Origin of the sequence: Streptomyces sp. NPDC017448, assembly GCF_044330565.1 — a bacterium.
GTDB lineage: Bacteria > Actinomycetota > Actinomycetes > Streptomycetales > Streptomycetaceae > Streptomyces.
This window is the reverse complement of record NZ_JBIRLM010000009.1, coordinates 133,781-158,406: the sequence shown is the minus strand read 5'-3', so window position 1 is coordinate 158,406 and position 24,626 is coordinate 133,781. Positions and strand designations below refer to the sequence as shown.

Below are 24,626 nucleotides of genomic sequence, written 5' to 3'. Positions count from 1 at the left end.
GCCCCCCCCCCCGCGGTCCCCGCGCGCGGGGGGGGGGGGGGCGGCCGGGCGCGGGGGGTGTGGCCGGGGGGGGGCCCCCCCCCCCCGGGGCCCCCCCCCCCCCCCGGGGCCCCCCGGCCCCTGTTCGCTCAACGGACGCTCAGATCCGGGTAATGATCCCCCCAAGTCATTCGGGCTGTTCATCCCCCGCGGAACCTCTTGTCTGCTTTTTCCTGTGGTGTGCGCCACAGAATGTCCTAAGGTGCCCCATGTCGGCCGTGATAAATCTTCACGACCACCCGGGAAACGCCACCCCTGTTTCCCGGGGGCGCTACACACCGGCCGAACGCCGGTCGCACTCCATCCATATCCGGGGGGATCAGGACCTGATCCGCAGCCTTGTACGGCGCGGATCGGCGTGGAGAAAGGCGCACCACCATGACATCGGCGCACGTCGACGAGGGACAGGCCGGCAAGGGGCGGCCCGGCGGCAATACCGGGGACGCCGGAGCCGACGGCGAGGGATACCAGCGCGGCCTGGGAGCCCGCCAGATCCAGATGATCGCCATCGGCGGAGCCATCGGCACCGGGCTCTTCCTCGGCGCGGGCAAGGCCATCGACCGGGCCGGACCCAGCCTCATCCTGGCCTACGCCATCGCGGGGCTGGTCATCTTCTTCATCATGCGGGCCCTGGGCGAACTCCTCATGTACCGCCCGGTCTCCGGCTCCTTCTCGGAGTACGCCCGGGAATTCATCAGCCCGTTCTTCGGATTCGTCACCGGTTGGACCTACTGGCTGTTCTGGGTCGTCACCGGAATCACCGAAGTCACCGCCGCCGCCACCTATATGACGTACTGGTGGAACATTCCGCAGTGGCTCTCCGCCCTGGTGTTCACCGTCATTCTCTACGGCGCCAACCTGATCTCCGTGAAGCTCTTCGGCGAGCTGGAGTTCTGGTTCTCCATGGTCAAGGTCACCGCCATCCTCGGCATGATCCTGATCTGCGCGGGCGTCCTCACCGTCGGATTCTCCGACGCCGGCGACACCGCGACCGTCTCCAACCTCTGGAACGACGGCGGATTCTTCCCCCACGGCATCACCGGCACCCTCATGACACTCCAGATCGTCATGTTCGCCTTCCTCGCCGTGGAACTCGTCGGCGTCACCGCCGGAGAGTCCAAGGACCCCGCGACCGTGCTGCCCAAGGCCATCAACACCGTGCCGTGGCGCATCGCCGTCTTCTACGTCGGCGCGCTGATCATGATCCTGTCGGTCGTCCCGTGGTCCACCTTCAAGCCCGGCGTCTCCCCGTTCGTGAAGGCCTTCGAGGAGATGGGGCTCGGCGTCGGCGCCGCCGTCGTCAACTTCGTCGTCCTCACCGCCGCGCTCTCCTCCTGCAACTCCGGCATGTACTCCACCGGGCGCATGCTCCGCGACCTCGCCCTCAACGGCCAGGGCCCCCGCGCCTTCACCAAGCTGACGAAGAACGGCCTGCCGCTGGTCGGCACCACCTTCTCCGCCGCCCTGATGCTCGTCGGCGTCTGGATCAACTACCAGTGGCCCGGCGACGCCTTCACCTACGTCGTCTCCTTCGCGACCATCTCCGGCATGTGGGCCTGGATCATGATCCTGATCAGCCAGATCCGCTACCGCCGCATGGCCGACGCCGGCACGCTCCCGCAGTCCTCGTTCCGGGCCCCCGGCGCCCCGTACACCAGCTGGTTCGCGCTGCTGTTCATCGGCATGGTCATCGTGATGATGGCGATCGACGCGGACGCCAGGATCTCGCTCTACTGCGCACCGCTGTGGGCGCTCGTCCTCTTCGTCTCCTACCGGGTCCTCCAGGCCCGCACCCCGGACGCCGAGAAGACCCCCACCGGCACCCGCTGACCCGGGCCGGGGCCGCCCCACCGGCCCCGGCCTCCCCGAGGACCGGAACCCCACCGACCCCGAGGGCGGGCCCCACACCGCCCCCTTCCCCGGACCGCCCCGGCTGCCCCAAAAGCCGGCCGCTGTCCAGCATGCGGGCCTCCGCGTACCACCCACCGGTACACGGGGGCCCGCCTGCTTATCCTGGCGCCATGCTGACCATCACCCAGGCGCTCTACGACCAGATCGTCGCCCACTCCCGCGCCGACCACCCCGACGAGGCGTGCGGAGTGGTCGCGGGCCCGGCCGGGACCGACCGCCCCGAGCGCTTCATCCCGATGCTCAACGCCGCCCGCTCGCCCACGTTCTACGAGTTCGACTCCGCCGACCTCCTCAAGCTCTACCGCGAGATGGACGACCGCGACGAGGAGCCCGTGATCGTCTACCACTCGCACACCGCGACCGAGGCGTACCCCTCCCGCACCGACGTCGCCTACGCCAACGAACCCGGCGCCCACTACGTGCTGGTCTCCACCGCCGACACCGACGACGCGGGCCCCTTCCAGTTCCGCTCGTACCGCATCGTGGACGGCGTGATCACGGAGGAAGACGTACGGGTCGTCGAGGCGTACTGAGCCCCGGGCGGAGGCGCGCCCGACCCCCCGACCGAGGCGTACCGAGCCTCCGGCCGGGCGCACGCGGCCCCGCGCCGGGCGGACCCGGGCCCCGGGCACCTCGCGGAGCGGCCCGACGGGTCTGGCACACTGCACCCCAGACCCGAACACCAGGCGACGGAAACCAGGAAGCCGGTGCGAATCCGGCACGGTCCCGCCACTGTGACCGGGCCCCCTCCCACGCGGACGCCCCAGAAGCGGCCCCGCACCGGAGGGCGGCCCGGAAGCCAGGAACTGGCCCGCCGCCTTCCAGCATCGACCAGGGGACGCGGAAATCCCCCGGAGAGGCCCCGCCATGTTCCGGCGCACCCTTGCGCTCACAGCCGCCGCGCTGCTCCCGCTCGCCCTCACCGCCTGCTCCTCCGGGGCGACCGACCCCTCCGGCGGCCCCGCCACCGGGGACAAGGCGGCAGCGAAGAGCGAAGGATTCCCGTACACCGTGAAGAACTGCGGTGTCACCACCACGTACAAGGCCCCGCCGAAGCGCGTGGTCACCATGAACCAGCACGTCACCGAGATCATGCTGGAACTGGGCCTCACCGGCTCCCTCGTCGGTACCGCCTACCTCGACGACCAGGTCCTGCCGAAGTACGCGAAGGAGTACGCCTCCGTCCCGGTCCTCGCCGAGGAGTACCCCTCCTACGAGCAGGTCCTCGCCGCCAACCCCGACTTCGTCTACGGCGGCTACGGCAGCGCCTTCGCCGCCGGCGACGGCCGGAGCCGCGAGGCGTTCGCCCAGGCCGGCATCGACACCCGCCTCAACGCCGAGAGCTGCACCGAGGGCGACCGGCCCATGGACACCCTCTACCAGGAGATCCGCCAGGTCGGCCGCACCTTCGGCGTCCCCGAGCGCGCCGAAGCCTGGATCGAGCGGGCCGAGGCCGACAACGCCGCCACCGCGAAGAAGCTGGCAGGCGTGGAGCCCGTCTCCGTCTTCGTCTACGACAGCGGCGACAAGACCGCCTTCACCGCGGGCGGCGAAGGCATCGGCAACGAGCTGATCGAACGGGCCGGCGGCGCCAACGTCTTCGCCGACCTCGACAAGCCCTTCGGCGACGCCTCCTGGGAGAACGTCGTCGCCCGCAGGCCCGACGTCATCGTGATCTACGACTACGGGGCCACCACCGTCGAACAGAAGAAGAAGCGCCTCCTCACCGACCCCGCCCTCGCGGACGTCCCCGCCGTCAAGAACAAGCGCTTCGCGGTCCTGCCGCTCTCCGACGCGGTCCTCGGCGTCCGCGTCCCCGCCGCCGTCGACAAGCTCGCGGCCCAGCTCCACCCGGCGACGGGCGAGGCGGCACCCACCCCGTGACCTGCCGCGCCTCCGCACCGCGGCGGCCCCTCGGCTACGCCCTGGTGCTCGGCGTCCTCGCCGCGCTCCTGGCCGCCGCCGTGCTCGCCGCCCTCGCCCTCGGCTCCGTCCGCATCCCGCCCGGCCAGGTGATCGACATCCTGACCGGACGGGCGGAGGCGAGCCCGTACCGCACGATCGTCCTGGACGTCCGGCTGCCCCGCGTCCTGCTCGGCATCGTCGTCGGCGCCGGACTGGCCGTCGTCGGCACCGTCCTCCAGGCCCTCGTCCGCAACCAGCTCGCCGACCCCTTCCTCCTCGGCGTCTCCTCCGGGGCCTCCACCGGTGCGGTCCTGGTCATCGTCCTCGGCATCGGCGCCACCCTCGCCACCACCGTCACCATCCCGGCCGCCGCCTTCGCCGGGGCGCTGTTCTCCCTGCTGCTCGTCTACACCCTGGCCCGCGGCGGGGGCGGCCTCACCACCAACCGGCTCGTCCTCGCCGGGGTCGCCGTCTCCTACGTCCTCTCCGCCCTGACCAGCCTCATCCTCGTCACCTCCGCCCGCGCCGACCACCTCCAGGAGGTCCTCCACTGGACCCTCGGCGGCCTCGGCGCGGCCCGCTGGTCCATGCTCGCCCTCCCGGCGGTCGTCCTGGCCGCCGGTACGGCCGTACTCCTCACCCTGGCCCGCCCGCTCGACCTGCTCCTGGTGGGGGAGGAGGGCGCGACCGTCCTCGGCCTGGACACCGCCCGCTTCCGCGCCGCCGTCTTCGTCCTCGCCTCCCTGATGACCGGGGTGCTCGTCGCCTACAGCGGGGCGATCGGCTTCGTCGGGCTGATGGTCCCGCACACGGCCCGCATGGCCGTCGGCGCCGCCCACCGCGCGCTGCTCCCCGTCGCCGCCCTCGGCGGAGCGGTGTTCCTGGTCCTCGCCGACCTCGCCGCCCGTACCCTCGCCGCCCCGCAGGACATCCCGGTCGGCGTCCTCACCGCGCTGACCGGGGGCCCGTTCTTCCTCTGGATGCTGCGCCGCAGGCCCGAAGGAGCCCCCGCATGAGCCCCGTACGCCTCCGCCGGAGGAGCCCCCGCACGAAGGCGCCGCTCGTCGAGGGGGCCCGCCCGTGACCACCCTGCGCACCGAAGCCCTCTCGTACGGGACCGGTGAGGGCCGCCACCTCGTCGACGCCGTCGACCTCACCGCCGCCGAAGGCGAGACCGTCGGCCTCGTCGGCCCCAACGGCAGCGGCAAGACCACCCTCCTGCGCTGCGTCTACGGCACCCTGCGCCCCACCCGCGGCCGCGTCCTCCTCGACGGCGACGACCTCGCCGCCCTCTCCGTGAAGGCCCGCGCCCAGCGCATCGCCACCGTCCCCCAGGACGGTCAGGCCGGATTCGAACTCACCGTCGGCCAGGTCGTGGCGATGGGCCGCGCCCCGCACAAGCGGTTCTGGGAGGCGGACACCGCCGCCGACACCGCCCTGGTCGCCGAGGCCCTGGCCCGGGTCGGGATCGCCGCGCTCGCACCCCGTACGTTCTCCTCCCTCTCCGGCGGCGAACGCCAGCGGGCCCTGGTCGCCCGCGCCCTGGTCCAGCGGCCCGCGCTCGTCGTCCTGGACGAACCCACCAACCACCTGGACATCCGCTACCAGTTGGAGGTCCTCGCGCTCATCCGCGGCCTGGGCACCACCAACCTCCTCGCCCTGCACGACCTCAACCTCGCCGCCTACTTCTGCGACCGCCTCTACGTCCTCCAGGACGGCCGCGTCGTCGCCTCCGGAACCCCGGAGGAGGTCCTCACGGCCGAGCTGCTGCGCGAGGTGTACGGGGTCGCCGCCGAGGTCAGCACCCACCCGGCGACCGGCGCCCCCGCGGTCGTCTACCTCCCGGAAGGGGCCGACCACCCCACCCGGTCCATATAGCGGTCGCTCACCATCCACCATGTGGGATCACACTCGGGTTTCCGCACAGGGAATCGATACGATGCCCGCATGGTTCCCCATGACGTGAGCAACGAGACGCCGGGCACGCCGCTCGTCGCGCGGCTGCACGTCGACCTGTGCAGGCTGGCCAGCGCGATCTGTCGCACCGCAGCCTGCCCGTGAGCCGCCCGGCCTGAGCCGCGGTCCGCGCGCCCACCCACCCGCACCACCCCCCGCGCGGGGGCAGAAACGCGCGCCCCACGCCACTCCCGCTTTCGACAGGAGCCCACGCCATGGCCATCGAGGTCCGCATCCCGACCATCCTCCGCACCTACACCGACGGCGCGAAGGCCGTCGAAGGCAACGGGGACACCCTCGCCGACCTCTTCGCCGACCTGGAGAGCCGCCACCCCGGCATCCGCGAGCGGCTCGTCGACGGCGCCAAGGGCGACCAGCTCCGCCGCTTCGTGAACGTCTACCTCAACGACGAGGACGTCCGCTTCCTCGACGGCATCTCCACCAAGCTCGGCGACGGCGACAGCGTCACGATCCTCCCCGCCGTCGCCGGCGGCATGCGCTGATGCGGTACGACTCCCCGCTGGCGGCCGTGGGGAACACCCCCCTCGTCCGCCTCCCGCGGCTGTCCCCGTCCGAGGACGTCCGCATCTGGGCGAAGCTGGAGGACCGCAACCCCACCGGCTCGATCAAGGACCGCCCCGCGCTCCACATGGTCGAACAGGCCGAGAAGGACGGCCGGCTCACCCCCGGCTGCACCATCCTGGAGCCCACCAGCGGCAACACCGGCATCTCGCTCGCCATGGCGGCCAAGCTCAAGGGCTACCGCATCGTGTGCGTCATGCCGGAGAACACCTCGCAGGAACGGCGCGACCTCCTCGCCATGTGGGGAGCCGAGATCATCTCCTCCCCGGCCGCCGGCGGCTCCAACACCGCCGTCCGCGTCGCCAAGGAGCTCAGCGCGGAACACCCGGACTGGGTGATGCTCTACCAGTACGGCAACCCGGACAACGCGGGCGCCCACTACGCCACCACCGGACCGGAGATCCTCACCGACCTCCCCTCCATCACCCACTTCGTCGCGGGCCTCGGCACCACCGGCACCCTCATGGGCGTCGGCCGCTACCTCCGCGAGAACCGCCCCGGCATCCGGATCGTCGCCGCCGAACCCCGGTACGACGACCTGGTCTACGGCCTGCGCAACCTCGACGAGGGCTTCGTCCCCGAGCTCTACGACGCCTCCGTCCTCACCACCCGCTTCTCCGTGGGCTCCGCCGACGCGGTCACCCGCACCCGCCAACTCCTCCAGCAGGAAGGCATCTTCGCGGGCGTCTCCACCGGCGCCGCCCTCCACGCGGCGATCGGCGTGGGCAGGAAGGCCGTCAAGGCCGGGGAGAGCGCCGACATCGTCTTCGTCGTCGCGGACGGCGGCTGGAAGTACCTGTCCACCGGCGTCTACACGGCGCCCACCACGGAGGCGGCGATCGAAACGCTCCAGGGCCAACTCTGGGCCTGAGCCCTCCACCGCCTCCGGCGCCCGAGGGGCGGGGCCCCGCGTCCCCCGCGACCGGGGCCCCGCCCCTCACTCCGCGCCCAGCCCCCGCACCCGCTCCCACAGCTCCGCGTCCACCGCGCCCGCCCGCCGCCGGAACGCGGCGAGCCGCACCTCGCGCAACTCGTCCGTCTCCAGGAAGCTCTGCCGCCCCTGCCGGTCCCCGACCGTCCCCGCGGGCAGCGCGATCACCCCGGGCCGCTCCTCGTGATGCCGACTGGTGATCTTCGCGACCAGCGCCGAAGCGCCCCGCCCCCGCCCCCGTACCGAGAGCACCAGGCACGGCCGGTCCTTCGACCCCGGCCCGTCCTCGTACGGCACGTCGGCCCACCACACCTCGCCCGCCCTCGGCGTACGCCCGTCCCCGCGGTCCGCCGGACCCCCGGCCGGGACGAAGGCCGCGACGGACGCGACGGCGGCCGGGTGCGGGCCGCCCCCGCCGACCGCCCGGGCCGGCGCGAACGCGGCCCCCGGTCCGAGCGCCCCCGCCCGTCCACCACCGCGGCCACGAGCGCGAGCAGGACCACGGCGACCAGCGCCGCCCACCAGAACGTGTTCATCCCCCGACCGTACCGGCGACCGGGACACGCACACCCGAACGGGCGCGCCGGGCCCCGCGGTGGACGCGCTTCCATCGAACCGGTGACAGAGCAGGTGAGTTCCCCCACAACGGCGGGCAGCGGAGGAGCGACGCGGAGTTTCGCGCCTTACGCTCGACGAACCGCAGAAACAGTCCCGCAGGAATTCCACGAAACTCCGGCGGAATCGCACGAACCCTCCCCGTTCCCGCGCCCCGGAGGTTCACGCTCCATGAAGCTCACCGTCGTCGGCTGCTCCGGCTCGTTCCCCTCCCAGGGGTCGGCATGCTCGAGCTACCTCGTAGAGGCCGACGGCTTCCGGCTGCTCCTCGACATGGGCAACGGCGCCCTCGGCGAGCTGCAGCGCCACGTCGGCCTCTACGACCTCGACGCGATCTTCCTCAGCCACCTGCACGCCGACCACTGCATCGACATGTGCGCCTATTTCGTCGTGCGCTACTACCCGCACGGCGGCGGACGCCCCCGCCCCCTCCCGGTCTACGGCCCCGAGGGCACCGAGCAGCGGCTGACCGCGGCCCACGGCGACACCCCCTCCGACCGGGCGATGAGCGAGGTCTTCGACTTCCACACCCTCAAGCCGGGCGCCTTCGAGATCGGCCCCTTCGCGGTCCGTACGGAGAAGCTCCGCCACCCCGTCGACACCTTCGGCATCCGGGTCGAGCACGGCGGCTCCTCCCTCGCCTACTCCGGCGACACCGGCGCCTGCGACGCGCTGGAGGAGCTGGCCCGGGACACCGACCTCTTCCTCTGCGAGGCGTCGTTCGTCGACGGCAAGGAAGACATCCCCGACCTGCACCTCAACGGCCGCGAGGCCGGCGAGGCCGCGGCCCGCGCCGGGGCACGCCGGCTCGTCCTCACCCACATCCCGCCGTGGACGGACGCCGAGCGCAACGCCGCCGACGCCCGCGCGGTCTACCCGGGCCCGGTGGAACTCGCCGTCCCGGGCGCGGTGTACGAGCTCTGAAACCCGGCTGACGACGCGGAGCCGTCCTGGGAGACTGCCGGGATGACCACGATCAGAGCCGCCCGGGAAGCCGACCTCGACGGCTTCCTGGCCCTGGCCTCCCAGGTCGAGCACTGGTTCGGGCCGATGGTCCGCGAGCCGGGTTTCCACCGGGCGGTACGCGCCCACATCCGTGACGGGGCGGCCCTGGTGGCCGAGGCCGCCGGGCCCGCGACAGCCGTGGCCCCCGGCCTGTCGGGCGGCCTGCTCTTCGGGCCGGAACCGCCGACCTACCACGTGCACTGGCTCGTCACCTCCGCACACCTCAGGGGCGCCGGCGTGGGCCGGCTGCTGATGGCGGAGGCGCTGCGGCGGTACGTCACCGGGCCCGGCACCGTCGAGGTGATCACCTTCGGCCCCGACCACCCGGGGGCCGTGGAGAGCGGGGCCCGCCTCTTCTACGAGCGGCTCGGCTTCCGCCCCGGCGAGCCGGCCGGCCCGGGACCGGAGGGCGGCTCCCGCCAGCTCTACCGCCTCGACGTACCCGCACGGCAGGGGTGAGGCGACCGTGCGCGGGGGAGGCGCACGCGCGGGGAAACGCCGGAGCCCCCGTTCCCGAGCGAGGTCCTCGGGAACGGGGGCTCCGGCGTACCGGCGGAGGGCGGAGGCTACTTCGCCTCGGCCTTCCGGAGCTCGGCCAGCTCCTCGTCCGACTCCCGGCCCGGGGTCGGCAGGTTGAACTTGGTGATCGCGAAGCGGAAGACCACGTAGTAGACGGCGGCGAAGCAGAGGCCGACCAGGACCAGCAGCCACGGCTTCGACGCGATGCCCAGGTTCAGCAGGAAGTCGACCAGACCGGCCGAGAACCCGAAGCCGTCCTTCATGCCGAGCGCCCAGGTCAGGGCCATCGACACACCGGTCAGCACCGCGTGGATCGCGTACAGCACCGGGGCGACGAACATGAACGTGAACTCGATCGGCTCGGTCACACCGGTGACGAACGAGGTCAGCGCGAGGGAGAACATCATGCCGCCGACGACCTTGCGGCGCTCCGGACGGGCGCAGTGGACGATCGCGAGGCAGGCCGCCGGAAGGGCGAACATCATGATCGGGAAGAAGCCGGTCATGAACTGCCCGGCGCTCGGGTCGCCCTCCAGGAAGCGGGCGATGTCGCCGTTCTTGCCGTTGTACTCGCCCGCCTGGAACCACGGGAAGGAGTTCAGCAGGTGGTGCATGCCGACCGGGATCAGCGCGCGGTTGGCGACACCGAAGATGCCCGCGCCGACCGCGCCGGAACCGACCAGCCACTCACCGAAGTTGTGCAGACCGGAACCGAGGACCGGCCAGATCAGACCGAAGACGATACCGATGACCAGACCCGCGAGGGCGGAGAGGATCGGGACCAGGCGGCGGCCGCTGAAGAAGCCCGCCCAGTCGGGCAGCTTGGTCCGGTAGAACTTCTGGTAGAGCAGGGCCACCACGAGGCCCATCACGACACCGCCGAGGACCTTGGCGTCCACCGGCGCCTCGGTCATGACGATCTTGCCGTCGACGACCTTGGCGACCTTGGCCAGGTTCGGGTCCGTGAAGGTGGCCAGCACGTTCTTGAAGACCAGGTAGCCGGTGACGGCCGCGAGGGCGGTGGAGCCGTCCGACTTCTTCGCGTAGCCGATCGCGATGCCGACGGCGAACAGCAGCGCCATGTTGTCGAGGAGCGCGTTGCCGCCCGCGGCCATGTAGCCGGCGAGCTTGGTGACGAAGGTCGGGAACGACGGGCGGCCCAGCATGTCGTCGGCGCCGAGACGGACCAGGAGCGCGGCGGCCGGCAGCACGGCGACCGGCAGCATGAGGCTGCGGCCGATGCGCTGCATGACGGCCATCGCGCCGGCGCCCTTCTTCTTCTCGGCCGCGGGTGCGGTCTCAGCCGTGGTCATCAACTTCCTCCAGGGGGACACGGTGCCGCCCGGGTCGTTGATGAGGGGAGGCGGCGACGGCTCGACAGACGGCGGCAGACAGCCGTGGTCTGGACCACTCAGTGGTGTAGACCAGTTTTAGCACGGTGAGGGTTAGATAAGGAACCTTCGATTCCCTCCTTGATTCGCAGTAGCAGACGCGGCACGTTCGGTGACATGGCGAGGGCCCCCGGACCAGGTGGTCCGGGGGCCCTCGCCGAGCCCTGCGCGGCGGGGCCGGAGCCCCGCCGTCCTGCGATCCGACGCTACTTCGTCAGGTCCTTCTCCATCTCCTTCTCGATCTCCTCCGGTTCGCGCCCCGGCGTCTTGAGGTCGAACTTGGTGATCGCGAAGCGGAAGATCACGTAGTACACGACGGCGAAGCCCAGCCCGATCGGGATGATCAGCCACGGTTTCGTGTCCAGATGCCAGTTGACGACGTAGTCGATCAGCCCGGCCGAGAAGCTGAACCCCGCGTGCACCCCCAGCAGCCAGGTGATGCCCATCGACGCCCCGGTGAGCACCGCGTGCACGCCGTACAGCAGCGGCGCGACGAACATGAACGAGAACTCCAGCGGCTCGGTCACCCCGGTGACGAACGAGGTCAGCGCCACCGACACCATCAGCCCCGCCACCTCCTTGCGCCGCTCGGGCCGCGCGCAGTGCGTGATGGCCAGCGCGGCGGCGGGCAGACCGAACATCATGATCGGGAAGAAGCCCGAGGTGAACTGGCCCGCCGACGGGTCCTGCGCGAAGAACCGGGAGATGTCGCCCTGCACCGTCTGGCCGTTCGCCCCGGTGAACTCGCCCGCCTGGAACCAGAAGAACGTGTTCAGGAACTGGTGCATGCCGATCGGGATCAGCAGCCGGTTGGCGAAGCCGAAGATCGCCGCGCCCCACGAGCCGAGATCGATCAGCTGCTTGGAGAACCAGGTCAGCCCGTCGCCCACCGGCTGCCACAGCAGCCCGAACAGAACACCGAGGATCACGCAGAGGAACGCCATCAGGATCGGCACCAGCCGCCGGCCGTTGAAGAAGCCGAGCCAGTCGACCAGCTTGGTCCGGTGGTAGCGCTGCCACACGACGGCGGTCAGCAGGCCGATCAGGATGCCGCCCAGCACGCCCGGGTTCTGCGGTTCGCCGTCCGGAAGTTCGGCGGTCACCGAGCCGTCGATCGGGAAGGCCGTCAGCACCCCCCGGTAGACCAGGAAGCCGACGACGGCCGCCAGCGCGGTGGAGCCGTCCGCCTTCTTCGCGAACCCGATGGCCACGCCGATGCAGAACAGCAGGGGCAGGCCCAGCTCGCCGTCGAGGATCGCGCCGCCGCCGTTGAGCAGGACCTTGGACGTCTTGTCCCAGAAGTCGCCGTGCAGATAGGAGCCGAAGAGGTTGCCGAGGCTGACGAGCAGGCCGGCGGCGGGGAGGACGGCCACCGGGAGCTGGAGGCTCCGCCCGACCTTCTGCAGGCCCTGGACCGGTCCGTTCCACCATTTCTTCCGCGGGGCAGCCGCGGCGGCGCTCGAACTCATGGGCGTCCTCCCGGAACACTTCACGTTTGGCGGTCGTTGCAAACTGGTGTAGACCAGTTGCGTCACGGCCCGGAGTCCGTACCGGAAGGCAGGGCGCCGGTGATCGTTATCTTTCGGGATCATCCGGTTACCTGCCCGTGAAGTTGGGCCAACCGTGCGTTACCGTGACGAAACGGACCCGCAGCGGGCGGCCGTCTGCGCGTGAAACAGGGAGAAGGACATGGCCACCAAGGCTGAGAAGATCGTCGCCGGACTCGGCGGCATCGACAACATCGACGAGATCGAAGGCTGCATCACCCGCCTCCGCACCGAGGTCCACGACCCCAGCAAGGTCGACGAAGCCGCCCTCAAGGCCGCCGGCGCCCACGGCGTCGTCAAGATGGGCACCGCGATCCAGGTCGTCATCGGCACCGACGCCGACCCGATCGCCGCCGACATCGAAGACATGATGTGACCGGCTGACCCCCCGCCGGACCTTCACGGGCCCCGCCCTCCCACCCCGGAGGACGGGGCCCGCGCCGCACCCTCACCCGGGAGAGCGGACCGACGCACCCGAACGGAGCCACCCCCGCCAGCGGATAAAGTCGGCCCCATGTCTCGCATCGACGGCCGCACCCCCGACCAGCTCCGCCCCGTCACCATCGAACGGAACTGGAGCAAGCACGCCGAAGGCTCCGTCCTCATCTCCTTCGGCGACACCAGAGTCCTCTGCACCGCCTCCGTCACCGAAGGCGTCCCCCGCTGGCGCAAGGGCAGCGGCGAGGGCTGGGTCACCGCCGAGTACGCCATGCTGCCCCGCTCCACCAACACCCGCGGCGACCGCGAAGCCGTACGCGGCAAGATCGGCGGCCGCACCCACGAGATCAGCCGGCTGATCGGCCGCTCCCTGCGCGCCGTCATCGACTACAAGGCCCTCGGCGAGAACACCGTCGTCCTGGACTGCGACGTCCTCCAGGCCGACGGGGGCACCCGCACCGCCGCCATCACCGGCGCCTACGTCGCCCTCGCCGACGCCGTCGCCTGGGCCCAGGGCAAGAAGATCGTCAAGGCCGGCCGCAAGCCGCTCACCGACACCGTCGCCGCCATCAGCGTCGGCATCGTCGACGGCACCCCCCTGCTCGACCTCTGCTACGAGGAGGACGTCCGCGCCGAGACCGACATGAACGTCGTCTGCACCGGCGACGGCCGCTTCGTCGAAGTCCAGGGCACCGCCGAGGGCGCGCCCTTCGACCGCAGGGAGCTCGGCGCGCTCCTCGACCTCGCCACCGCGGGCTGCGTCGACCTCGCCGCGCTCCAGCGCGACGCGCTCGCGACCACGCGCGACGCGTAGCGACCCACCCCACCCGGGTGAAGAAGCAACCGAACACGCACCGCAGAGCGTCGTTACGGGCACGGGCGCACGGGTCGAACCGTGCGTCCGTCCACGTACCGACCCCCCGGGGAGGGACCGCATCATGGCTCCGCGCCGCCACCGACGCACCGCACTCGCCACCGCCGCCGCCCTGCTGACGCTGACCACCGCCGCGGGCTGCGCCGGCCTCGACAAGGCGCTCGACTGCGTCCGCACCGCCGACGCCATCGCCACCAGCGTCGGCAACCTCCAGCAGGCCGTCTCCACCGCCTCCGAGGACATCACCCAGGCGTCCGAGTCCCTGGACGAGATCGACCGCGAGCTGAAGAAGCTCGGCGACACCACGGACAACGCCGACCTCTCCAAGGCCGTCGACGACCTCCAGACGGGCGTCACGGAGGTCCGCACGTCCATCGAGGCCGGCGACGCCACCCCCGACGTCACGCCGGTGACGGAGGCGGCCAAGGAGATCGGCAAGGTCTGCAGCCCCTAGCCCCCCGGTCCCCCCGGAGCGGCGCGGGCGGAGGACCGTACCGGCACGAGGGCGGACGGGAGCCGGTACGGAAGAGGCCCGTACGGGCCGGGGGCCGGGCGGGGGCCGGGCCGGCCGCAGCGGCGGTCCGGCGATAATCGCCCCATGAAGCGCCTGATCCTCGCCACCCGCAACGCCGGGAAAATCACCGAACTCCACGCCATCCTCGCCGACGCGGGGCTCGACCTCGACCTCGTCGGCGCGGACGCGTACCCCGACATCCCCGATGTCAAGGAGACCGGCGTCACCTTCGCCGAGAACGCGCTCCTCAAGGCCCACGCCCTGGCCCGCGCCACCGGCCACCCCGCCGTCGCCGACGACTCCGGCCTGTGCGTGGACGTCCTCGGCGGCGCCCCCGGCATCTTCTCGGCCCGCTGGTCCGGCGCCCACGGAGACGACGAGGCCAACCTGAACCTGCTCCTGGCCCAGCTCGGCGACATCGACACCCCCCACCGGGGCGCGTACTTCGCCTGCGCCGCCGCCCTGGCCCTCCCGGACGGCACGGAACGCGTGGTCGAGGGCCGCCTGAACGGCATCCTCCGCCACGCCCCGTCCGGCGCCCACGGCTTCGGGTACGACCCGATCCTCCAGCCCGAGGGTGAGACGCGCACCTGCGCGGAGCTGACCCCGGCCGAGAAGAACGCGATCAGCCACCGCGGCAAGGCGTTCCGGGCGCTGGCGCCGGTGGTGCGGGAGCTGGTGGGCTGAGAGTGAGACAGGGCGGCTGCGACCTTCGGAACGAAGGTCGCAGCCGCCCTGCACCTGTGGGCCCGGTGGGACTCGAACCCACGACACACCGGACCTAAACCGGCGCCCTCTTGGCCAGCTGGGGTACGGACCCGCGTGCCCCACTCTACTGTGCGAGGCCGCGGCGATTCGCGAACGTCCGTGTCTGGCTGTGGCATGAGGGACACAGGTAACGGAGGTTCTCCCGGCGGTTGTCGAGCCGGTCGCCGTTGATGTGGTCGATCTCCAGGACGAGTCGTCTGCCTCGCCAGGTGTCTCCGGTGCCGCACTTCACGCAGACCTGAGGAACCCCGACCTCGTCCAGGGCCCGTCGTAATCGATCCGTCTTCGTCCGAGAGGCTCCGGAGTCCAGACGACGGAGTACCTCCGTCGCGGACATGCGGTTCGGTGAGCGCGTTCCGCGGCTGTGCCCCTGCCCGGTGAAGTGGTCCACTGACAAGCCGTAGGCTTCGATGTCCCGCTTCACCCGGGCGCGAGCGGCGTTGTTCTTGTCGCTCAGTCCCAGAGCTCTCAGGACACCGGCCAGACTGTGGGATGCGGCGACCGCCCGTGAGAGCTCGGCGCGCGGAGTCGAGGCCGTTCCGTACCGGCGGCCACTGGTGAAGTGGGACGTGTCGATGCCGAGCCGGTCCATTCTCGCGCGCAGGTAGCCGTAGGGGCTGTCGGTCGGCGGAAGGCCCATGTACGTGAACATCTCCCGGATGCTCCGCGAGCGCGAGGCGGCTTCGGCGAGGAGTTCACGCGGGTAGGCGCACCGCTTTCGCGGCGGGAGGTCTTCCTCCACGAAGTGGGAGGTGTCGACTCCGTAGTGCGCGAGCCGCTGTCGTACGTATCGCAGCGTCCGGCTGCCCGAAGGGGCGCCGAGACGGCGCAGGAGATCGACGAGGCTGCTCGATTCCGAGGCCGCCCGTGCCAGCAGCTCCCGGGGGTAGGTGGTGCTCACGCCGGGCTCCTGTGCTTGCGGCCCCGATAGGTATCGGTCGCCGCGTGGCAGTTGGGACAGAGGAGGCGCAGGTTCTCCGGACGGTCGTCCCACCAGTCGCCGTTGACGTGGTCCACTTCGAGCCGGAGCGGTTGCCCCAGCCACTCACCGGTGTTGCCGCATTCAGCGCATTCGTCCTCGACTCCTCGCCGGACGAGCTCTCTGCGGAGCCGGACGCCGGAGAGCCTGCCGTCCGCAGGCGTACGGAGAGTCAGGCGGTCTCCGGCCGGGCGTGTGGTCCGTCGTTCGCCGGACGGCACCGCGGTGAAGTGCGACGTGTCGATGCGCAGAGCGGTGAGGCGACGGCTGATGTGGGCGTGGTTACCGCCCACCGGGCTGATGCCCAACCCCCTTACGACGTCGGCGACGCTGGTGGAGCGTGCGACCAGGACGCGCAGCTTCTCTTCCGTGTGGCGTACGCGCGTGTTGGCGAAGTGCGTGATGTCCACACCCGCCTCCGCCATCTTCTTGCGCAGATAGCTCCGGCTTCCCGGTGTCGGCTTCCCGCCGCACCACAGGACCGCATCGGTGGCGTTCGTGGTCATGCGCGCCGCTTCCTCCAGCAGCTCGCGCGTGTAGCGAACCATCTCCGTCCCCTCCGGTCCCCGCCGCGCATGCGTTCGCGGCCTCGTACGGAGTAACGAACCGGTTATCGGACCGTCACGCCCGACATACGGCGATCAAGCGGAACGGTCCGCCCCGCTCAGGACGAGCGGGGCGGACCGTTCCTCCGAGGAAGGGGAGGCGGGGGGTCAGAACTTCGGGTCCGGTGACTGCGCCTGCACCAGTTCCGCGGCCTCCTCGTCCGTCTCCACCGACGGCGGGGAGCCGATCAGCGGCTGCTGGGCGGTCTCCTTCATGCAGGCCACCGCGATCACGCCGATCAGGGCCGCCGCCATCGCGTAGTACGCCGGCATCAGGTTGGAGCCGCTCCAGCTGATCAGGGCCGTGATCACCAGCGGGGTGGTGCCGCCGAAGATCGACGCGGAGAGGTTGTAGCCGACCGACAGGGACCCGTAGCGCACGTGGGTGGGGAAGAGGGCCGGGAGCGCCGCCGACATCGTGCCGAGCATGCAGACCAGGGAGAGGCCCAGCATCAGCATGCCGACCGTGATGGGGAGGATGCCGTCGATCCGGATGAGGAGGAACGCGGGGAGGGAGAGGAAGAGGAAGCCCAGCATGCCGGTCATCAGCAGCGGCTTGCGGCCGAAGCGGTCGGAGAGCTTGCCGACCTGGCTGATGATCAGCATCAGGAACACCATCACCGCCAGCAGGATCAGCAGCCCGTGGGTCTCGCTGTAGCCCAGCTCGTCGGAGAGGTACGTCGGCATGTACGACAGCAGCATGTAGTCGGTGATGTTGTACGCGCCGACCAGGCAGATGCAGAGGATCAGCGTCGGCCAGTACTGCCGGAAGATCTTGGCGAGGTCGCCCTTGGCCGTGGTCTCGACGCCGTCCGCCGCCTCCGACGCGTGCGCGATGCCGCCCTCCAGCTTCTGGAAGGCCGGGGTCTCGTCCAGCTTCAGCCGCAGGTAGAGGCCGACCAGGCCCAGCGGGCCCGCGACGAGGAACGGGATCCTCCACCCCCAGGATTCCATCTGCGCGTCGGTCAGCAGGGCGTACAGGGCCGTGACGAGGCCCGCCGCGCCGACGTAGCCGGCCAGGGTGCCGAACTCCAGGAAGCTGCCGAAGAAGCCGCGGCGCTTGTCGGGGGCGTACTCGGCGATGAACGTCGAGGCGCCGCCGTACTCACCGCCCGTCGAGAAGCCCTGGAGCATGCGGAAGAAGATCAGGAGGACCGCGGCCCAGACGCCGATCGTGTCGTGCGAGGGGATCAGGCCGATGGCGAACGTGCCGATCGCCATCAGGATCATCGTCAGCGCGAGGACCTTCTTGCGGCCGAGCTTGTCGCCCATGGGGCCGAAGAACATGCCGCCCAGCGGTCGTACCAGGAAGGCCACCGCGAAGGTCGCGAAGGAGGAGAGGAGTTGGGTGGTGTCGTTTCCGGAGGGGAAGAACACGTGCCCGATGGTGACGGCGAGGTAGGAGTAGATGCCGAAGTCGAACCACTCCATGGCGTTGCCGAGGGAGGCCGCTTTCACGGCCCGCTTGACCGCGGCGTCGTCCGTGACCGTGATGTCCGTCCGGCGCAGCGGGGGGTTCCGCCGTTTCCGGATGGCCCGGAAGAGGGTGGGGTGGCGTTTGACCGCTTCGGGGTCGGCCGCCTGGTGGGGGTCGGAGGCCGCCATGGCCGGGTCCTTTCCTCGGAGTGTGTTCCAGGAAAGGCTTCTGCGCGGAGATGGCGGTCGCAAACCGACTTCGGGGGGCGATGGGATCTCCCTCACACGATCTCGACGGGTTCTCCGGGCCGGAGAGGGTGTCGAGACCGTGTGCGGGCGGGAGGGGTTCCGGGTGCGGTCAGATGCCGAGGTCCCTGATGATCTTGGCCACGTGGCCGGTCGCCTTCACGTTGTAGAACGCGTGCTCGACCTTGCCGTCCTCGTCGACGACGACCGTGGAGCGGATCACGCCCGTCACCACTTTGCCGTAGAGCTTCTTCTCGCCGAAGGCGCCGTACGCCTCCAAAGTTTCTTTGGACGGGTCGCCCACCAGGGTGACCTTGAGGTTCTCCGCGTCGCGGAACTTGGCGAGCTTCTCCGGCTTGTCGGGGGAGAGGCCGATGACGTCGTACCCGGCGGCGGCCAGGACGTCGAGGTTGTCGGTGAAGTCGCAGGCCTGCTTGGTGCATCCGGGGGTAAGAGCGGCCGGGTAGAAGTAGACGATGACCTTGCGGCCCTGGTGGTCCGCGAGCGAGACCTGGTTGCCGTCGGCGTCGGGAAGGGTGAAGGCGGGAGCGGGGTCGCCGGGCTTCAGTCGCTCGCTCATCTGGTTCTCCTCGGGTGGTGCGCGGGTCGGACGGGACCGAGGGTAATAGGGGTGCCGCCGGGTGTGCGGGCGTTCGAGCTGACAGACTGTCGATGAAGGATCCAGACGAAGGTTTACCGGACGACGACCACGGAGGCGGCGCAGTGTCGGATGCCAGGACCCCTGCGCAGATCGAGGCGGACATCATCAGCAGGCGCAAGCGGCTCGCTGTGGTGCTCGACGAGATCGGGGTGCGCGTACACCCGAAGACGATCATCACAGACGCCAAGGCGAAGGCGGCCCAGTCCGTGGACCGGACGGCCGGCCGCGCCTTCGTCGCGGTGAACCGTTCGGTGTCGGAGGTGAAGGCGCAGTTCGTCGCGGAGGACGGCTCCCCGCGGTTGGAGCGCGTGGTTCCCGCGGCGCTGCTGGTGGTGGGCGTGGTGGGGCTGATCACCGTGTCGAAGCGTCGCGGGAAGTGAGTGGGGGGCCGGCGGAGGCGCCGCGGACCGGCCGGGTCTTCGGGGTGTGCCGTGCCGGGGCGCACCCGGAGGCGTGCGGTCCGGGGCGCGGCAGGTAGGTTGCGGGCGTGAGCGAGAACACCCGCGGAACCCCGCACGACGACAAGCTGCCCATCCGGATGCTGCACGACCGGGTGCTGGTGCGGAACGACACGGCGGAGGGTGAGCGGCGCTCCGGCGGCGGCATCCTGATCCCGGCGACGGCCGCGGTGGGACGGCGGCTGGCCTGGGCGGTGGTCGTCGCGGTCGGGCAGAACGTGCGGACGGTGGAGCCCGGCGACCGGGTGCTGTACGACCCGGAGGACCGTGCCGAGGTCGAGGTGCGGGGGGTGGCGTACGTACTGATGCGGGAGCGCGATCTGCACGCGGTGGCCGCCGACCGGTTCGAGGGTTCGGTGGATTCGACCGGGCTGTATCTGTAGTCGGCGCCGGCCGGGGCGGCCGCCCCGGCTGTTTCGGCCGTCCCGGCCGCCCCGGTTGTTTCGGGCGTCTCGGCCGAAAGGGCCTGGTGACCGCTGTCACCAGGCCCTTTCGCTGTTTTTTGCTACGGTGGGGCCACCCGACGAGACGCGCCGTACCGGGTTGGCAAAGACGACGCACCCGTTCTGTCCGCGTGGTTCTCGTCGGAGGTGCCTGTCATGGCGTGGGTTCTGTTGATCGTCGCCGGTCTGCTCGAAGTGGGCTGGTCGATCGGGATGAAGTACACCGAGGGGTTCACCCGGCTGTGGCCGAGCGTGTTCACCGGTCTGGGGATCGTGGCGAGCATGGTGTTGCTCTCCCAGGCGGCGAAGTCGCTGCCGATCGGTACGGCGTACGGCGTGTGGGTCGGTATCGGGGCGGCGGGGGCGGCGATCCTGGGGATGGTCGTGCTGAACGAGCCGGTGACCGCCGCCCGGATCTTCTTCGTCTGTCTGCTGCTGGTGGCCGTGGTCGGTCTGAAGGCGACGTCCGGCCACTGAGGGCCGGTCCGCCGTGACGGCCGGTTCCCCGTGTCGGCCGGTCCGCGGGTGGGGACCGGCAGCCGGGGCCGTCAGCCGGGGGACGGGGCGCCGGGGGCGCCCTCGCCCGTCGTGCCGCCCCCCGTGCTGCGGCCGCCCTCTGCCCCGCCGTCTCCTTCCCCACCGCCCTCGTCCGTGCCGTCGCCGGTTCCGCCGGGGGTGTTTCCGCCGGTCTCCGTGCCGGGTGGCGGCGGGGTGCTGCCGGGCGGGTCGTCCGGCGCCGTGCCGGAGGGGTCGGAGCTGGGCTCCGAGGAGGAGGACGGGTCCGGGGAGCCGTCGGAGTCCTCGTCGAGCGGGGCCTCGTCCTCGGCGGAGCCGGGGGCGGGCCGCAGGTCGAACTCCTGGGCGGGGGTGGAGCGGAGCGCCGCCTGCGTGTAGGCGGCCCAGGTCTCGGCCGGGGGGCCGCCCCCGTTGACGCGGGGCAGGCCGAGGGCTCCGTACAGCGGGGTCTGGGCGCCGGTGTCCGGGTTCTGGCCCATCACGGCGACGACGGTCGCGAGGTCGGGGGCGTACCCGGCGAACCAGGCGGCCCGGTCCTCCTCGGCGGTGCCGGTCTTGCCGGCGGCGGGCCGGCCCACCGCCCGGGCCGCTGCGCCGGTGCCGCCCTCGATGACCCCGCGCAGGACGGCGGTGGTGGTGTCGGCGGCTTCGCGGGGGACGGCCCGGGTGGTCGTGCGGGCGGGCAGGTCGATCTCCGCGCCGTCCTTGGTGACCTTGTCGACGAGGACGTGCCGGCCGTGCCGCCCGTGGTCGGCGAGGGTGGCGTACGCCTCGGTCATGTCGAGGACGCTGGCGTTGGCGGTGCCGAGGGCGATGGAGGGGGATGCGGTGAGGTCCGGGGTGTCGGCGGGGACGCCGAGGGCGACGGCGGTGGCGCGGACCTTGGCGGGGCCGACGTCCTGCGCCATCTGCGCGTAGACGGCGTTGACGGACTTGTCGGTGGCGGCCCGCACGGTGATGGAGCCGTAGTCGGTGTCGTCCTCGTTGGCGGGGGCGTAGTCGGTGGCGCCGAGGGGGCCGACGACCGCGCGTTTGTTGGTGCCGTCGTAGACGGTGTTCGGGGTGATGCGCCGGCCGTCCTGGGTGGTGGAGCCGTTGACGACGGCGGAGGTGAGGACGAACGGCTTGAAGATGGAGCCGACCTGGTAGTCGCGCCGGGTGGCGTTGCTGACGTACTGCTTGGTGTAGTCGATGCCGCCGTAGAGGGCGACGACCTCGCCGGTCTCGGGGACGATCGAGGCCCCGCCGACGCGGACGTTGCGGTCGGCCTCGCGGTCGGTGCTGGTCCTCGACGTCACGTGGGCGTCGACGGCCTCGACGAAGGCGTCCTGCTTGGCCTTGTCGAGGGTGGTGGTGATGCGGTAGCCGCCGGTGGCGAGGGTCTTCCCGTCGAGGATGCCGCGCTGGTCCAGGTAGTCCTCGACGGCCTGCACGATGTAGCCGCGCTGGCCGGAGAGGCCGGTGGGGGGCTTGGCCTCGCCGGGGGTGGGGAAGCGGGTGTCCGCCCGTTCGGCGGGGGTGAGCCGGCCCTCCTTGACCATGCCGTCCAGGACGTAGTTCCAGCGGTGCCGGGCGGCGGGCTCGTTGTCGGGGTGGGCGACGACGTCGTAGGCGCTGGGGGCGTTGAGGAGGGCGGCGAGGTACGCGCCTTCGGCGGTGGTGAGGTCCTCGACGTTCTTGCCGTAGTACGCCTGGGCGGCGGCCTGGACGCCGTACGCGTTGCGCCCGAAGTAGCTGGTGTTGAGGTAGCCCTCGAAGATCTGGTCCTTGGTCTTCTCGCGGTTGAGCTTGATCGCGATGATGAACTCCTTGGCCTTGCGCAGGAGGGTGCGTTCCTGGCCGAGGTAGTAGTTCTTCACGTACTGCTGGGTGATGGTCGAGCCGCCCTGCTTGCCCTTGCCGGTCACGGTGTTCCAGCCGGCGCGGACCATCGCCTTCACGTCCACGGCGCGGTCGGAGTAGAAGTCCCGGTCCTCGGCGGCGAGCACCGCGTGCTGGACGGTCGCGGGGACCTGGGAGAGCTTGACCTTCTCCCGGTTCACGTCGCCGTCGCGGGCGATGACGGTGCCGTCGTTGTAGAGGTAGACGTTGGACTGGGCGGTGGCGGCGGCGTTGGCGGCCGGGATGTCGACGAGCCGGTAGGCGGCGAAGATCCCGGCGCCCACGAGCAGGGCCAGGCCCAGAAGGGTGCCGAGGGCCGTCCGCCAGGTCGGAACGGCGCGCCGCCAGCCGGTGCGGCGGGGCCGCGCCTTCTTCCCGCCCCCGCCCTTCCTGCCGGGCGGCCTGCCGGACGCGTCCCCCGGTGGGGCCGCCGCGCCCGAGGGGTCGCGGGGGGCCCAGTGCTGTGACTCGTCGCTCATGTCGGTGGGGCTCCTCGGGCGTGGTCAGTGCTCCCATACTGCCCGTTTCGCCATGAAATCTTCGGTTAGCGACGTTTCGTTCCCTCCTCCGCCGCCCCGAAGGGTCGCCCGCCCGGCCGCCCGATATCCGGTCGCGGCGACCGGCGCCCCGCACTAGGATCGGACGCTTTGGCGCCGGGGGCCGGTGGCGGCGGGGGAGAGGGGACGGGGTGCGGCTCTACGCGGTGGTGGCGGCGGGCGGGTTCCGGCGCTACGCCACCTATCGGACGGCCACGGCCGCGGGAGTGTTCACCAATACGGTCTTCGGCTTCATCGTGGCGTACACCTACACCGCCCTCTGGGACGCGCGCCCGCAGCTCGGCGGGTACGACACCTCCCAGGCGCTGACCTACGTCTGGCTCGGGCAGGCCCTGCTGATGGCCTGCGCCATGATGGGCGGCGGTTTCGAGGACGAACTGGTCGAGCGCATCCGTACGGGGGACATCGCGGTCGATCTGTACCGCCCCGTCGACCTCCAGCTGTGGTGGCTGGCGGGGGACCTGGGGCGGGCGGCGTTCCACCTGCTGGGCCGGGGCGTCGTGCCGATGCTCCTGGGGGCGCTCGCCTTCGACCTGGCGCTCCCCGCCTCGCCGTGGACCTGGCTCGCGTTCCTCCTGTCGGTGTTCCTGGGCGTGGTGGTCGGCTTCGCGGTGCGCTACCTGGTCGCGCTGTCGGCGTTCTGGCTGATGGACGGGGCGGGCGCGATGCGGATCGTGTCGCTGGCCGGGCTGTTCTTCTCCGGGATGCTGCTCCCGCTGAACCTCTTCCCCGGGCTGCTGGGCGAGGTGGCGCGGGCGCTGCCGTGGTCGTCGCTGCTCCAGGTCCCGGCCGATGTGTTCCTCGGCAAGCACACGGGGTGGGGGCTGGTGGAGGCGTACGCGTTCCAGGGCGGCTGGGCGGTGGTGCTGCTGCTGGCGGGCCGGCTGGTGCAGGGAGCGGCGACCAGGAGGGTGGTGGTGCAGGGTGGCTGAGGACGCGGCACGGGCGGACGGGCCGGGTACGGTCGCGGCGGGCGGGGACCGGGCGCCGGCGGTGGCGGCCGAGGCTTTCCCGTTCCCGGAGCGGCGCCGGCTGCTGGAGGGCGTACGGGCGTACGGGCTGATCACGGCCATGTGGGTGCGCTCCACGATGGCCTACCGGGCCTCGTTCGCCATGACGGTGTTCGGGGACTTCGCGGTGACGGCCTTCGACTTCGTGACGATCCTGCTGATGTTCTCGCACGTCGACGCGCTGGGCGGCTACAGCCTGCCGGAGATCGCCCTGCTGTACGGGCTGTCGGCCACCGCGTTCGGCCTCTGCGACCTGCTGCTGGGGTCGATGGACCGGGTGGGCCGCCGGGTGCGGGACGGGACGCTGGACACCCTGCTGGTGCGGCCGGTCCCGGTGCTGGCGCAGGTCGCGGCGGACCGGTTCGCGCTGCGCCGGCTCGGGCGGATCACCCAGGGGCTGCTGGTGCTCGGCTACGCGCTCGTCGCGCTGGACATCGCGTGGACGCCGCTGAAGGTGCTGATGCTGCCGATGACGCTGGTGAGCGGGGCCGCGATCTTCGGGGCGGTCTTCGTGCTGGGGGCGGCGTTCCAGTTTGTCGCGCAGGACGCCTCGGAGGTGCAGAACTCCTTCACGTACGGCGGGACGACGCTGCTCCAGTACCCGCCCACGGTCTTCGCGAAGGACCTCGTGCGCGGGGTGACGTTCGTGGTGCCGCTGGCCTTCGTCAGCTGGCTGCCGGCGCTGTACGTGCTGGGCCGGGAGTATCCGCTCGACCTGCCGCAGTGGGTGGTGTTCCTGCCCCCGGCGGTGGCGGCCGGCTGCTGGGTGCTGGCGGGCCTCGCGTGGCGGGCGGGGCTGCGGGCCTACCGGAGCACGGGCAGTTGAGGGAAGCGGAGAGGGAGAGGGACGTGGGCGAGA

The 24,626-nt window shown here is 71.4% G+C and carries 27 protein-coding genes, 1 tRNA gene and 2 riboswitches; of the genes, 19 read left to right on the top strand and 9 right to left on the bottom strand.

Annotated features, from left to right (window positions below; all coding sequences use genetic code 11):
• The first annotated feature begins 417 nt into the window (after positions 1-417).
• The 8 genes from ACH4K1_RS17470 to ACH4K1_RS17435 all read left to right on the top strand — a co-directional run bounded on the left by ACH4K1_RS17470 (position 418) and on the right by ACH4K1_RS17435 (position 7,264).
• The gene (locus tag ACH4K1_RS17470; RefSeq protein ID WP_398090178.1) at positions 418-1,869 is read left to right on the top strand and encodes an amino acid permease; all 1,452 of its coding nucleotides are present in this window, start codon (positions 418-420) and stop codon (positions 1,867-1,869) included.
• A 191-nt stretch (positions 1,870-2,060) separates the two neighbouring features.
• Positions 2,061-2,483 (top strand): Mov34/MPN/PAD-1 family protein, encoded by a 423-nt coding sequence (locus ACH4K1_RS17465; protein ID WP_398090177.1) that lies wholly within the window; start codon positions 2,061-2,063, stop codon positions 2,481-2,483.
• 161 nt (positions 2,484-2,644) lie between these two features.
• Positions 2,645-2,759, top strand: a riboswitch (cobalamin riboswitch).
• A gap of 58 nt (positions 2,760-2,817) precedes the next feature.
• Positions 2,818-3,834, top strand: a complete 1,017-nt coding sequence (locus ACH4K1_RS17460; protein WP_398090176.1) for an ABC transporter substrate-binding protein — start codon at positions 2,818-2,820, stop codon at positions 3,832-3,834.
• On the top strand, positions 3,831-4,871 hold the full coding sequence (locus tag ACH4K1_RS17455; protein WP_398090175.1) for a FecCD family ABC transporter permease: 1,041 nt from the start codon (positions 3,831-3,833) through the stop codon (positions 4,869-4,871). The genes ACH4K1_RS17460 and ACH4K1_RS17455 overlap by 4 nt, the downstream gene beginning before the upstream one ends.
• Before the next feature lie 64 nt (positions 4,872-4,935).
• On the top strand, positions 4,936-5,733 hold the full coding sequence (locus ACH4K1_RS17450; RefSeq protein WP_398090174.1) for an ABC transporter ATP-binding protein: 798 nt from the start codon (positions 4,936-4,938) through the stop codon (positions 5,731-5,733).
• A gap of 69 nt (positions 5,734-5,802) precedes the next feature.
• Positions 5,803-5,916, top strand: coding sequence for a putative leader peptide (locus ACH4K1_RS17445; RefSeq protein WP_398090173.1), 114 nt, complete (start codon positions 5,803-5,805; stop codon positions 5,914-5,916).
• A 110-nt stretch (positions 5,917-6,026) separates the two neighbouring features.
• Complete coding sequence (locus ACH4K1_RS17440; RefSeq protein ID WP_228991605.1) at positions 6,027-6,314, top strand: MoaD/ThiS family protein; 288 nt, start codon at positions 6,027-6,029, stop codon at positions 6,312-6,314.
• Complete coding sequence (locus ACH4K1_RS17435; protein WP_398090172.1) at positions 6,314-7,264, top strand: PLP-dependent cysteine synthase family protein; 951 nt, start codon at positions 6,314-6,316, stop codon at positions 7,262-7,264. Before ACH4K1_RS17440 ends, ACH4K1_RS17435 begins: the two co-directional genes overlap by 1 nt.
• A gap of 66 nt (positions 7,265-7,330) precedes the next feature.
• Here ACH4K1_RS17435 and ACH4K1_RS17430 read toward each other — a convergent pair whose 3' ends face one another.
• Positions 7,331-7,621: a type II toxin-antitoxin system PemK/MazF family toxin gene (locus tag ACH4K1_RS17430; protein ID WP_398090171.1), complete on the bottom strand. Its 291-nt coding sequence runs from the start codon at positions 7,619-7,621 to the stop codon at positions 7,331-7,333.
• Between the two features lie 489 nt (positions 7,622-8,110).
• Here ACH4K1_RS17430 and ACH4K1_RS17425 point away from each other — a divergent pair, with 489 nt between their 5' ends.
• Positions 8,111-8,863: an MBL fold metallo-hydrolase gene (locus ACH4K1_RS17425; protein ID WP_398090170.1), complete on the top strand. Its 753-nt coding sequence runs from the start codon at positions 8,111-8,113 to the stop codon at positions 8,861-8,863.
• Between the two features lie 42 nt (positions 8,864-8,905).
• Positions 8,906-9,403, top strand: coding sequence for a GNAT family N-acetyltransferase (locus ACH4K1_RS17420; RefSeq protein WP_398090169.1), 498 nt, complete (start codon positions 8,906-8,908; stop codon positions 9,401-9,403).
• A gap of 107 nt (positions 9,404-9,510) precedes the next feature.
• Here the strand turns inward: ACH4K1_RS17420 and ACH4K1_RS17415 are convergent, their stop codons facing one another.
• The gene (locus ACH4K1_RS17415) at positions 9,511-10,776 is read right to left on the bottom strand and encodes a PTS transporter subunit EIIC (protein WP_398090168.1); all 1,266 of its coding nucleotides are present in this window, start codon (positions 10,774-10,776) and stop codon (positions 9,511-9,513) included.
• Between the two features lie 284 nt (positions 10,777-11,060).
• Positions 11,061-12,323: a PTS transporter subunit EIIC gene (locus ACH4K1_RS17410; RefSeq protein WP_398090167.1), complete on the bottom strand. Its 1,263-nt coding sequence runs from the start codon at positions 12,321-12,323 to the stop codon at positions 11,061-11,063.
• 220 nt (positions 12,324-12,543) lie between these two features.
• Here ACH4K1_RS17410 and ACH4K1_RS17405 point away from each other — a divergent pair, with 220 nt between their 5' ends.
• From ACH4K1_RS17405 to rdgB, 4 genes are all read left to right on the top strand, one after another.
• On the top strand, positions 12,544-12,777 hold the full coding sequence (locus ACH4K1_RS17405; RefSeq protein ID WP_010062050.1) for a glucose PTS transporter subunit EIIB: 234 nt from the start codon (positions 12,544-12,546) through the stop codon (positions 12,775-12,777).
• 138 nt (positions 12,778-12,915) lie between these two features.
• Complete coding sequence (gene rph / locus ACH4K1_RS17400) at positions 12,916-13,653, top strand: ribonuclease PH (protein ID WP_228991598.1); 738 nt, start codon at positions 12,916-12,918, stop codon at positions 13,651-13,653.
• Positions 13,654-13,777: 124 nt separating this feature from the next.
• A complete protein-coding gene (locus tag ACH4K1_RS17395) occupies positions 13,778-14,167 on the top strand; it encodes a hypothetical protein (protein WP_398090166.1) in 390 nt (129 codons plus the stop codon).
• Positions 14,168-14,311: 144 nt separating this feature from the next.
• Positions 14,312-14,914: an RdgB/HAM1 family non-canonical purine NTP pyrophosphatase gene (rdgB, locus tag ACH4K1_RS17390; RefSeq protein WP_398090165.1), complete on the top strand. Its 603-nt coding sequence runs from the start codon at positions 14,312-14,314 to the stop codon at positions 14,912-14,914.
• 57 nt (positions 14,915-14,971) lie between these two features.
• On the opposite strand, the gene ACH4K1_RS17385 is transcribed toward rdgB, so the two are convergent.
• The 5 genes from ACH4K1_RS17385 to bcp all read right to left on the bottom strand — a co-directional run bounded on the left by ACH4K1_RS17385 (position 14,972) and on the right by bcp (position 18,821).
• Positions 14,972-15,047, bottom strand: a tRNA-Leu gene (locus ACH4K1_RS17385).
• Positions 15,048-15,059: 12 nt separating this feature from the next.
• On the bottom strand, positions 15,060-15,896 hold the full coding sequence (locus tag ACH4K1_RS17380; RefSeq protein ID WP_398090164.1) for an HNH endonuclease signature motif containing protein: 837 nt from the start codon (positions 15,894-15,896) through the stop codon (positions 15,060-15,062).
• Positions 15,893-16,522, bottom strand: coding sequence for an HNH endonuclease (locus tag ACH4K1_RS17375; RefSeq protein ID WP_398090163.1), 630 nt, complete (start codon positions 16,520-16,522; stop codon positions 15,893-15,895). The genes ACH4K1_RS17380 and ACH4K1_RS17375 overlap by 4 nt, the downstream gene beginning before the upstream one ends.
• 165 nt (positions 16,523-16,687) lie before the next feature.
• Positions 16,688-18,184: a glycine betaine/L-proline transporter ProP gene (gene proP / locus ACH4K1_RS17370; protein WP_398090162.1), complete on the bottom strand. Its 1,497-nt coding sequence runs from the start codon at positions 18,182-18,184 to the stop codon at positions 16,688-16,690.
• 169 nt (positions 18,185-18,353) lie between these two features.
• On the bottom strand, positions 18,354-18,821 hold the full coding sequence (bcp, locus tag ACH4K1_RS17365; RefSeq protein WP_398090161.1) for a thioredoxin-dependent thiol peroxidase: 468 nt from the start codon (positions 18,819-18,821) through the stop codon (positions 18,354-18,356).
• 143 nt (positions 18,822-18,964) lie between these two features.
• Between bcp and ACH4K1_RS17360 the strand changes: the two genes are divergently transcribed.
• The 3 genes from ACH4K1_RS17360 (at position 18,965) to ACH4K1_RS17350 (ending at position 20,280) form a co-directional block, all read left to right on the top strand.
• Positions 18,965-19,282, top strand: coding sequence for a DUF3618 domain-containing protein (locus ACH4K1_RS17360; RefSeq protein WP_398090160.1), 318 nt, complete (start codon positions 18,965-18,967; stop codon positions 19,280-19,282).
• A 158-nt stretch (positions 19,283-19,440) separates the two neighbouring features.
• Positions 19,441-19,743 (top strand): co-chaperone GroES, encoded by a 303-nt coding sequence (locus ACH4K1_RS17355; RefSeq protein WP_043974418.1) that lies wholly within the window; start codon positions 19,441-19,443, stop codon positions 19,741-19,743.
• Between the two features lie 116 nt (positions 19,744-19,859).
• Positions 19,860-19,922, top strand: a riboswitch (guanidine-III (ykkC-III) riboswitch).
• Positions 19,923-19,959: 37 nt separating this feature from the next.
• Entirely contained in the window at positions 19,960-20,280 is a 321-nt protein-coding gene (locus ACH4K1_RS17350) for a multidrug efflux SMR transporter (RefSeq protein ID WP_073766462.1), read from the top strand.
• Between the two features lie 71 nt (positions 20,281-20,351).
• Here ACH4K1_RS17350 and ACH4K1_RS17345 read toward each other — a convergent pair whose 3' ends face one another.
• Positions 20,352-22,679, bottom strand: a complete 2,328-nt coding sequence (locus ACH4K1_RS17345; protein WP_398090159.1) for a transglycosylase domain-containing protein — start codon at positions 22,677-22,679, stop codon at positions 20,352-20,354.
• Positions 22,680-22,888: 209 nt separating this feature from the next.
• Between ACH4K1_RS17345 and ACH4K1_RS17340 the strand changes: the two genes are divergently transcribed.
• Both ACH4K1_RS17340 and ACH4K1_RS17335 read left to right on the top strand, forming a co-directional pair.
• Positions 22,889-23,689 carry an ABC transporter permease gene (locus tag ACH4K1_RS17340; protein WP_398090158.1) on the top strand — a complete coding sequence of 267 codons (801 nt, stop codon included), beginning with the start codon at positions 22,889-22,891 and terminating at the stop codon, positions 23,687-23,689.
• Positions 23,690-23,750: 61 nt separating this feature from the next.
• Entirely contained in the window at positions 23,751-24,593 is an 843-nt protein-coding gene (locus ACH4K1_RS17335) for an ABC transporter permease (protein WP_398090260.1), read from the top strand.
• Positions 24,594-24,626: the final 33 nt, after the last annotated feature.